The organism is Paenibacillus sp. P3E (assembly GCF_001909045.1).
Classification (GTDB): Bacteria; Bacillota; Bacilli; order Paenibacillales; family Paenibacillaceae; genus Paenibacillus_AQ; species Paenibacillus_AQ helianthi.
In genome coordinates, this window is the sequence record NZ_LVWH01000017.1 from 1 (window position 1) to 9,572 (window position 9,572).

At 50.4% G+C, this 9,572-nt stretch carries 10 protein-coding genes and 1 pseudogene; 5 read left to right on the top strand and 6 right to left on the bottom strand.

The genetic code is table 11. The features are described from left to right. Both A3842_RS03925 and A3842_RS03930 read right to left on the bottom strand, forming a co-directional pair. Nucleotides 1–372 (bottom strand): toll/interleukin-1 receptor domain-containing protein (locus A3842_RS03925; RefSeq protein ID WP_143186149.1); only part of this gene is annotated, 372 nt, incomplete at its 3' end. A 24-nt stretch (nt 373–396) separates the two neighbouring features. Continuing rightward, the gene (locus tag A3842_RS03930) at nt 397–1,341 is read right to left on the bottom strand and encodes a tyrosine-type recombinase/integrase (RefSeq protein ID WP_074087472.1); all 945 of its coding nucleotides are present in this window, start codon (nt 1,339–1,341) and stop codon (nt 397–399) included. Between the two features lie 162 nt (nt 1,342–1,503). Here A3842_RS03930 and A3842_RS03935 point away from each other — a divergent pair, with 162 nt between their 5' ends. The 3 genes from A3842_RS03935 to A3842_RS03945 all read left to right on the top strand — a co-directional run bounded on the left by A3842_RS03935 (nt 1,504) and on the right by A3842_RS03945 (nt 4,117). Continuing rightward, complete coding sequence (locus tag A3842_RS03935; RefSeq protein WP_074100517.1) at nt 1,504–2,913, top strand: NAD-dependent malic enzyme; 1,410 nt, start codon at nt 1,504–1,506, stop codon at nt 2,911–2,913. A 105-nt stretch (nt 2,914–3,018) separates the two neighbouring features. Continuing rightward, on the top strand, nt 3,019–3,561 hold the full coding sequence (locus A3842_RS03940; RefSeq protein ID WP_074100518.1) for an AAA family ATPase: 543 nt from the start codon (nt 3,019–3,021) through the stop codon (nt 3,559–3,561). 112 nt (nt 3,562–3,673) lie between these two features. Further along, nucleotides 3,674–4,117, top strand: coding sequence for a GNAT family N-acetyltransferase (locus A3842_RS03945; RefSeq protein WP_074100519.1), 444 nt, complete (start codon nt 3,674–3,676; stop codon nt 4,115–4,117). Between the two features lie 86 nt (nt 4,118–4,203). Here A3842_RS03945 and A3842_RS03950 read toward each other — a convergent pair whose 3' ends face one another. From A3842_RS03950 to A3842_RS03960, 3 genes are read right to left on the bottom strand one after another with little or no spacing between them, the layout of a single operon-like run. After that, complete coding sequence (locus A3842_RS03950) at nt 4,204–4,995, bottom strand: ABC transporter permease (protein ID WP_074087468.1); 792 nt, start codon at nt 4,993–4,995, stop codon at nt 4,204–4,206. Nucleotides 4,996–5,003: 8 nt separating this feature from the next. Beyond that, on the bottom strand, nt 5,004–5,834 hold the full coding sequence (locus A3842_RS03955; RefSeq protein WP_074100520.1) for an ABC transporter permease: 831 nt from the start codon (nt 5,832–5,834) through the stop codon (nt 5,004–5,006). A gap of 20 nt (nt 5,835–5,854) precedes the next feature. Beyond that, nucleotides 5,855–6,670 carry an ABC transporter ATP-binding protein gene (locus A3842_RS03960; protein WP_074100521.1) on the bottom strand — a complete coding sequence of 272 codons (816 nt, stop codon included), beginning with the start codon at nt 6,668–6,670 and terminating at the stop codon, nt 5,855–5,857. Nucleotides 6,671–6,966: 296 nt separating this feature from the next. On the opposite strand from A3842_RS03960, the pseudogene A3842_RS03965 reads away from it, so the two are divergent. After that, nucleotides 6,967–7,134: pseudogene (locus A3842_RS03965) on the top strand (carbohydrate ABC transporter permease); the annotation flags it as partial. Nucleotides 7,135–7,273: 139 nt separating this feature from the next. Next, the gene (locus tag A3842_RS03970) at nt 7,274–7,765 is read left to right on the top strand and encodes a DinB family protein (RefSeq protein ID WP_074088471.1); all 492 of its coding nucleotides are present in this window, start codon (nt 7,274–7,276) and stop codon (nt 7,763–7,765) included. Nucleotides 7,766–7,855: 90 nt separating this feature from the next. Here the strand turns inward: A3842_RS03970 and A3842_RS03975 are convergent, their stop codons facing one another. After that, nucleotides 7,856–9,529 (bottom strand): ABC transporter substrate-binding protein, encoded by a 1,674-nt coding sequence (locus A3842_RS03975; protein WP_074100522.1) that lies wholly within the window; start codon nt 9,527–9,529, stop codon nt 7,856–7,858. Nucleotides 9,530–9,572 lie beyond the last annotated feature (43 nt).

Consider the following 9,572-nt stretch of genomic DNA (forward strand, 5'->3'; position numbering starts at 1 on the left):
AAATAATATGGGTTCGTTTTCAAGAGAACGCAATAAATCGTTATATTCGCTCAACTTTGTTTGTTTAAAAAATGTTACAGGGAAAATGGGTATATTATTACTCAGAAAATATTCGAATTCTTTAACACACCAATCCTTTTTGAAGTAACCATCATCTATTACTGTTATTGCCCCTATCCAGTTCTTGCACATGTTCAGACTCTGATCAAGTTCGTGATGAATATTCTTCCCTAAGGTAATGTTATCTTTGTAAAACCAAATCTTCAAACCAAACTTTTCTAGATGCTTAATCAAAGGAATGACTATATCTACTAGAGATTCTTTAGAATAACTAATGAAGAAATCAAAGTCATAATTGTTCTGTGATATTATAAACTACCCCCAAATAATTCGTAGTTATTTGGAGGTCTCCAGCCGGTTTCTGGGGTTGAATTGGGAGAGGACGTCCCGCTTTCGTTTGACTGAGACCTCGGTGTAGATTTCGGTGGTGCTTACGCTGGAGTGACCGAGGATTTCCTGGACGGCGCGGAGGTCGGCTCCGTTCTCCAGCAGCTGAGTGGCGAAGGAATGCCTGAGGTAGTGAGGCGTTGCCTTTTCGTTAATGCTGGCTAACTTTCTGTATTTGGCAAAAATATCTTCAACTCCGTATATCGATAAGGCCTGGCCGTATTTATTAACGAACAAGGTATCGTTCTTCGGTCGGAACTGCTCTCTGATCTCCATCCAGTCGTTGAGCTTGCCGATTAGCTCGGAGCTGGACAGATAGAGCAGCCGCTCTTTGCGCCCTTTGCCGAAAATAACAACCACCTGATTCTTCAAGTCGATATCCTGCAGATGAATTTGTGCAAGCTCTCCAATACGAATGCCGGTTGAAAATAATAAATCGATAATGGCATCGTTGCGGATGGACAGACGGGTGCGAAACGGCGTGGTCAATTGCTTCCGGTCGATCAACGGAGATTGCAGCAAGCGTTCAATTTCTTCAACGGCCAGTGTCTTGGGAATTCTTTTGGCGGTTTTGAACTTTTTCCCGAAGTTGTGGAGCGGGGATTGTTCAATCCAATTTTTATGGACCAAAAATAAAAAAAATGACTTAATCGATATGTACTTTCTCTTGATCGTGGAATCTTTAAGCATGCCTGCACTGTTGAAGCTGTGGAAGTAATGATGGAGGATGTCGCTTGTAATAGCGTCCACCTCATTTTCGGTTAACCAGTTGTGGAGCATGTTAAGGTCGGACATGTAGGCTTTGATGGACTTCGGGGAGAGGTTCTTTTCAATAATCAAAAAGGATACATATTTCTCTAAGTATTCAGTGAATTCGGATACGGAAACGGCCAATGCTATTCCTCCTGGATGTATAGTTTCTAAGGTCAGATGTTCAGATTATATCAAAGGCAACCGGTAAAACGTGGGAATCCGAAATTTAAGAATACAATTATGTATAAAGTGTGAACTGTAGTATATTGGACATAGATTGCTTAGATCAAGGAGGGTAACTCTATGTCGATTGCAACAACGATGATTATCCGGCTGGAAATCCGCAAGTCGGTTGCGACCTTTGGGGATGTGGCTTCGAGGCTGGCTGCGGTTGGTGGCGATATTGTGGCCATTGACGTGATTCGCGCTGGCAAGGATGTAACGACGCGGGATATTACGGTAAATGTGCAGGATGCTTCAAATGACAAGATTATTACGGTACTTACAGACATGCCGGGGATTAAAGTCATCAATGTATCGGACAGAACCTTTCTTGCTCACATCGGCGGCAAAATTGAGATCACCCCAAAGATGCCGATCAAGAACCGTGAGGATCTGTCACTTGTCTACACACCTGGTGTGGCGCGTGTCTGTATGGCTATTGCTGAGGACCCGGGGAGAGCCTATTCACTAACGATGAAAAGAAATACGGTAGCTGTCGTTACCGACGGCACCGCGGTACTGGGTCTCGGCGATATTGGGCCGGAAGCGGCGATGCCTGTGATGGAAGGCAAAGCGATGCTGTTCAAGCAGCTGGCAGAGATCGATGCTTTTCCGCTATGCCTGAATACCAAAGATCCAGAGGAGATCATTCGTATTGTGAAAGCGGTTGCTGCCGGGTTTGGTGGGATTAACCTGGAGGACATCAGCTCTCCCCGCTGCTTTGAGATTGAACGGCGGCTGTCCGCTGAACTGGATATTCCGGTGTTTCATGATGATCAGCATGGGACGGCAGTTGTAGCTTTGGCCGGTCTGTTGAATGCGCTTAAAGTGGTTGGGAAAAGAGTAGAGGATTGCCGGATTGTCGTTGTTGGCATCGGAGCAGCAGGCGTTTCGATCTGCCGTCTGCTGCTGGCAGCGGGTGCACAGAAGATCTATGCTGTTGACCGGGCAGGCATTCTGCACAAGGAGCAGAGTTATGACAATGCGGAGTGGAGCTGGCTTGCCGGGGCAACCAATCCTGAGGGGCTGACTGGAGGACTGACGGAGGCCATACGGGAGGCGGATGTGTTCATTGGCGTCTCTAGCGGAGGCATCCTGAAAGTAGAGCATGTTCAGAGTATGGCGGAGGATAACATCGTGTTCGCCATGGCTAACCCGACCCCTGAGATTGAGCCGGAGCTGGCCGAGCCCTATGCCCGGGTAGTGGCTACCGGAAGAAGTGATTATCCGAATCAGATCAATAATGTGCTTTGCTTTCCCGGGATTTTTCGCGGGGCACTGGATTGCAGGGCCAAAACGGTCAATCTGGAGATGAAGCTGGCTGCTGCGCAGGCGATTGCTTCTGTAGTTCACCCGGATGAGCTAAATGAGCAATATATCATCCCGAGTATTTTTAATGAGAAAGTGGTCGAAGAGATACGGGACGCGGTGATTCGGGCCGCAATCGCAACGGGTATCGCACGGAGAATTCCACCAGACATTTCGGAGTGAGACCGGATATAGAAAAAAGGTACAGTGAGAAGTATCGCTGTATCTTTTTTTGAATATATGCATGATTTGTTACACGGTCTACTTAACGCATATATAGGAGGGTACATGTACAGCAAAATTCATATTTTGGGAGCGTCAGGCTCTGGAACCAGTACATTGGGCCGGGCTTTGGCTGAGCATCTGCCACATTTGCATTTGGACAGCGATGATTATTTCTGGGCGCATAAATATACCAAACAGACGGAGATTAATGAAAGGCTGCGTACGATCCGGCGTGATCTCGACCAGAAGGAGCCATGGATATTGTCTGGTGCCGTTTGTGGTTGGGGTGACGGGCTTCGTCCCTGGTTTGACCTGGTTGTCTTTCTGTGGATTCCCGGGGAAATCCGGCTCGAACGCCTGCTAGCAAGGGAAGCTTTGAGGTATGGTGCGGAAAGTCTGCCTGGCGGCAGCATGTTCAATGAGGTACAGACCTTTATGGAATGGGCGGCTTTGTACGATACAGCGGGTCCGGAAGTCAGAAGCAGGGTCCTTCATGAGGAATGGATGTCGCAGCTGCAATGTCCTGTATTGAGACTGGAAGGGGATATGACTGTCGAAGAGCGAGTGGAGGCTGTGCTTAAAGAATATAATGCTGCTGGAACGTGAGCTGCGGCGAAGGGGCTTCAAGGGCAGAAGGATGCTTCATCCCCAGAATGGAAAGCTATATATGTATGAAAAAGAATAGCTTGATCAATTAACAGAAAGCGGGGGCCTGCATATGGTCACTATTAAAGAAATTGAATTCGAATCCCTTGATGCACTGAACAAGCTCTACCATGAGCTGATCGACCGTCCTTCGGACCCGAAGAAGCTGGAGGAGGCATTTCGTTCAATTCACGCGGATAGCCGTTACATACTGTTGGGCGCTTATGTGGATGGGGAACTGCTGGGTTCAATGATGGGCATCGTGTGCCAGGATCTCGTTGGCGATTGCCGGCCGTTTATGGTGATTGAGAATGTGGTTGTCTCTTCCCGGGCACGGCGCCAAGGCCTCGGCAAAAAGCTTATATCTGCCCTGGAGTCCATCGCTCACGAAAAAGACTGCTATTACATCATGTTCGTCTCGGGTGAGAAGCGTAAGGAAGCGCATGTCTTTTATGAGTCGATGGGCTACCGGGAGGAAAAGGTGGAGGGATACCGCAAGCATTTGAGCTCACATTAGTTGAAAACTTGCGGTTCTTTCACCAGCTTATTTGCTATGAATCTACAGGGGGGCGATTATGGTTTGGATAGTATCCTCTCGAAATATCAGCTCCCCGTGCTCTTATAATGCCTTACCCCAAAACGCCAGACCAGCAGCGACACGCCCAGGAACACAGCTCCGGCGGGAAGGGACAGATAGCCTAACCACTCAGGATAACCCCAGCCGCACACCGTGGCCGCAGGATAGAAGCTGATAAACAGCATAGGCAGCACAAAGCTGAACATGGACTTCAGCGCCTTAGGCATGTAGGGCTCGGGGCAGCGGGTGATTTGATAGCTGGCATTGGTCAGGATATAGATCCAGTCCAGGCCTTTGATGGTAAAGAATGCGAGCCCCGAGGTAAGCACGAATACCCCGCAATACATAATGCACCCGCCTGCCAGGGCCATGGTCAGAATGCCGATCTTCCCCAAGGTTAGTGAAACGCCAAGCTCTGAGAGCGCCCAGCCTGCCGCGCAGATTCCCGTGATGGGACGGACCAGACGGTGCAGATGGAACCTGGACGCTGCGACCTGGACGAACAGGGAGCGGGGACGGAGTAGCAATCTGTCAAAGTCACCGGAGCGCAGCATCTGCCAGGGAAAATAATCAAAGCCGCGGCATAGGCTCTCCGCAAGTCCAAAGGAAGCTACAGCCAGTGAGTAGACCAGAATAATATGGGCTACAGTCCATTCTCCGATATTGCCGAAGCGTGAGAAGAGCAGCACGGTGGCGATGGGGTCCGAAATGACAACAACAAGCACCTGGATCAGCATCAGCCACCAGCCTTTATATTCCATCCCCGACAACAGATGCATCCGCAAATATTTGAAATAGATTTTGCCTTCAGCAATCATCCTTTGGTTTACCCTCCCTGCACGATAATACTTTTTAGCTTGCGGGTCATGATGGAACGTCCGGCGAATATAAAGAGGGCACTCCAAAAAAGCTGTAAACCGATTGCAGGCAGGGCACCCGATGGCGCGAGACTGCCGACATACAGCTGAACCGGTATATCTGCGAACCCGCCAAAGGGCTGGAGATACAGAAAGGTCTGCATAAAGTCAGGCCAGAGACGGAGAGGAAGATAAGTGCCGGACAATATCCCGCTGAACAGCAATAGCATATACGTTGGGCCATCACCCCAGGTGATATTCAAGCGTATGGCGGTGACGAACATGGCAAAGGCGGAGCACAGCACAAAGGCCATCACAACCGACAGAAGAAAACAGGCAAATCCAAGAGCAGATGCAGGAGCTCCCAGCGCGTAACTGACAGGCATCAGCAATCCGGCCAGAATGGTGGCGAGGCTGCGGAGCCAGGAGGTTCCAAGCTTGCCTGCTGAGCTTTTGACGAACCAATGCGTGTACAGATTCATCGGGCGGCACAGCTCCACACCGACATCACCGTTGTTGATTTTGGCCATAATCTCGCCGTCAATGTTCATGGATTGCAAGATAAACAGGCCTTGAGCCAGCCATACGTAGGATATGGTTTGGGATAAGGATAGACCGTTATTATTCCAGGCTCCGTTATCGCTGTATGTATAAAACACGGTGAACAGTACGCACTCCAGGAAACCCCAGAAGACACTTACAAACACGCCGGATATAGCAGAAGCCCGGTATTGCAGCCCTTCGGCCATACGGATGCGGAAGAGGGAACTGCTGGCCTTACAGGTATTCCGAAAATTCATTTCACACCTCCTAAAAGTTGTTATACCAGCGACAGGTCGTTATACATCGCAGCGATCATGGCATCCGTATTCACCTTCATAATTACTTCTGGAGCATATTTCTCCTGCAGGCCGCCAAGCGGTCCGTCGTACAGCAGTTGTCCGTGCCCTATGACCATCACCCGTTCGCAGAGCGCTTCAATGTCGTCCATATCATGGGTGGTCAGCACCATGGTTACCCCGTACTTACGGTTTTCCTCCTTCAAAAAGTTCCGGAGCGCAAGCTTGGATACCGCGTCGAGGCCGATGGTAGGCTCATCCAGGAAGAGGATTTTGGGCCGGTGCAGCAGGGCAGCCACCAACTCGCAACGCATCCGCTGCCCAAGCGAGAGCTGCCGGACTGGCGTCTTTAAAAGCGCTTCCACACCAAGGGTTGCCGTCAGTTCGGCAAGTCTTGTCTTGTAATCACCCGGGGGAATGGCATAGATATCCTTGAGCACATCAAAAGAGTCGGCCACCGGTACATCCCACCATAGCTGGGAGCGTTGCCCGAACACGACACCGATTTTGGACACATGCTCTACACGGCTCTTCCAGGGAACCTTGCCCATAATGGTGCACTCACCGCTGTCCGGTGTAAGGATGCCGCTCATCACCTTGACCGTAGTGGATTTGCCGGCACCGTTTGGCCCGATGTACCCGACAAGCTCACCTTCATTAATCTCAAAGCTGATTCCCCCAAGCGCTTCCACTTGAGTCACATTGCGCATAAAAGCTCCCTTCAGCAGCCCCCACTTTCCTTCGGGCCGTTTGTACACCTTGAACGTTTTTCGGATATCTTTGACTTCAATTTGCATCTAGTGCACCTCCTTCGTGCAGAAGATCATAACATTGTCGATGGCTGAGATAAAATGGAATTACGCCCTCTGTTGATCCAACTTTGCCGCTGTGGTGGGGATATGCTATTGATTTGCTTCAATTTCCATAAAAATGCTTGCTATCTTGACATTTCCGTGCTATATTAATTTTATAGTTAACGCAGGAAAAATGAGTTTTATTTTACATGTATATCTCAAGTATGCTCTTTACTACCGGTGATGATTTCACCGGTTTTTTGTTGTGAAAAAAGGTCTTTCCTGCTTGGTATTGCCTTGCCGGTGCCATCATTACCTTCATGTCGGGCTGGAATAACTATCTCTGGCCGCTGATTGTACGGCAGACCCCGGAGACGAAGACTATGCCGCTTCTGATCTGTACCCTGGGCTCCGGTTATGCTCCGGACTTTGGCATGATCATGATTGCAATTGTGATCGGTGAAATAAATAGCTGTGTAGGCTGTAAAGTCGGCTATATGTATTTTTTACATCCCGTGTCCCTGCTCTGGTGTGATAAACTGGAAACAAATGTGATCTATTTAACAATTGTTTGCCGTTCTCATATCTTTTTATTGGAGGGATTTCATGCAGACGTTTTTCCGCTATAACTGGATGGTTCGGGAGGAATGGTACAAGTGGTGTGAAGACCTGACGGAGGAGGAACTGCTCAAGCCGCGGGTTGGCGGGGTTGGCGGAATTCTGAAGACATTATTTCATATTGCCGATGTGGAGTGGAGCTGGACCATGGGAATGGTAGGCAAGCCTGATTTTCAGGAGGATTTCGCCGAGTTCAGCAGTCTGGAGAAGGTGAGAGAGCTTGATGCACGCTTCCGGCTGGAGGTGGAGCCTTTTGTATTGAGCTGGAATGAGGGGATGGAGCGGAATGTCTTTACGGAACAGCAGCCAGACGGATCGATGGCAGCCAATGCCTGGGGCGAAATCATGCGCCATATGATTGCCCACGAAATTCATCATATCGGTCAGCTCTCCGTGTGGGCCAGAGAGGTTGGTAAGAAACCGCCTTCCGCCAATGTAATCGGCAAAGGGCTTGTGGACAATCTCCCTGGCAAGGTATAGAGGCTTTACTCAAGCGGGAAGTTGTCCCGGAAGCTGACCCCAACAGTCACACGAACGAACAGCTCCGGCGGAACCTCCGCCGGGGCTGTTTTACATGCCGCGCGGAAACCAGAGATGGCGAAGGTCTACCCAGCCCTGGCTGTTGAAGGTCACACCGCGTACGGAAGGGAGATATGCAGTCTGCACCGGCTTTTCGTACAGAATGTACAGCTGATGATCCCTTGTCAGCTTGTCCTCAATCCGTGTGAAGCTGCCAGTTCTTGATGCGGGATCGGGCTCCCTTGAGATGAGGTTCAGTGTGCCTTCAATATCCGCCCTTGTCCCGGGATCCACATGCTGAGACAGCGTCGTATACAGATCGAATAGCCGAAGCTGCTCGTCCTGATCCCGGAGCAGGGAGAAGACAATGAGATCGGCCTGCAGGCGCACGGGACCTTTGAATTCCTCCGGCGAGACCGCCAAAACGCTGCAGGCATACCCGTGCCGTAACAGCCGGGAAGCAATATGCTCGGCATCCCCGAGATATTGCGGAATAGTGGCAATTTGCAAAACCCCTGTCTGCGTGACTTGGAAATCGGGGACAGGTGCTGGTGTTGTTTCATTCAGGCAAGACAGAATATCTGCACGGAGCAGGGGATCGCTTAAGGGTCCGTTTTTCTTTGTGTTGCAGGTGACAAACTTGCGCACACAGGATTCGGAATGAATCTGGCTCCACGAAGAGGAGTCCCCTGCCGAAGGATTGTGAATAATATGAAAGGCGGAAACCGTATCCGGCTGTATCTGCCCGTTGCCGATCGGGACATGAAGAATTTCCACACGGTCTATATGTGCCCGGCCCTGATAGTAATAAGGGAATACCTCCAGCACGCAGAGATCCTCATTCAGCTCTACCAGCTTGAAGGGTCCGGTACCGACCGGTCTGCGGCCAAAGGCGCTCCCTGTTGCAGACACCAACTCACGCGGAACCACCGCCGCCCGGCTGGTGCAGAGGAACGGGAGAAACAGCTCATTTGGATTCCGCAGCACAATGCGCACCGTGGTGGTATTCAATGCTTCGACCCCGGTGATCTCCTTGAAAATAGAACTGTAAAGCGTCCGCTGTGGGGTCTGCATCAGCCGCTGCAGCGAATAGACCACATCTTCGGCGGACAGTACTTTTCCGTGATGGAACAGGACCTCCTTCCGCAGATGAAACGTCCATTCTGTGCGGCTGTCATCCACATCCCAGGCGTGGGCCAGGCCCGGAACAATGCCCCGCTCCCCGCTTCTTCCAACTAATCCGTCAAATACGTGGCTGGAGACGAAGGACTCGGCCAGCAGATTCATATACAGCGGGTCCAGGGTGTGAAGCTTCTGGGTGACCGGAAGCCGCAGTGTATCAATGACCTTATTGCTGCGGATTTCCGAATGATGTCCGAAATAGGTTAGCAGCCAGCCCTGCAGCGTATCCTGAAGCGAGGAGGACCTTGCATGTCCGCGTATACCCTCAATCGCACTTCCAATGTCTTTGCTGCTGATGGCCTGCTTCATAGACTGCAGGGCAATGTCCTCTGCTTCCACAAGAAACACCAGCTTTGAACGTTTTCCCCGGCCGCGGCTGGGGGTCCAGGTGATCCAATCCTGCCCCGCCATTTTATGAACAATATGGAGCGCATTGCGGTGAGTGCAGTTAAAGGTTGCGGCCAGCTCATCCAGAGTAATAGAGATTTCAGCGGGTCCTCCATGGTGCGAGTGGAGCATCAGAAATTGGCTGTGCAGCTTCATGAGTCGGGTCTCCTTTTTAAAATAGGAAATAAACCGTATATTC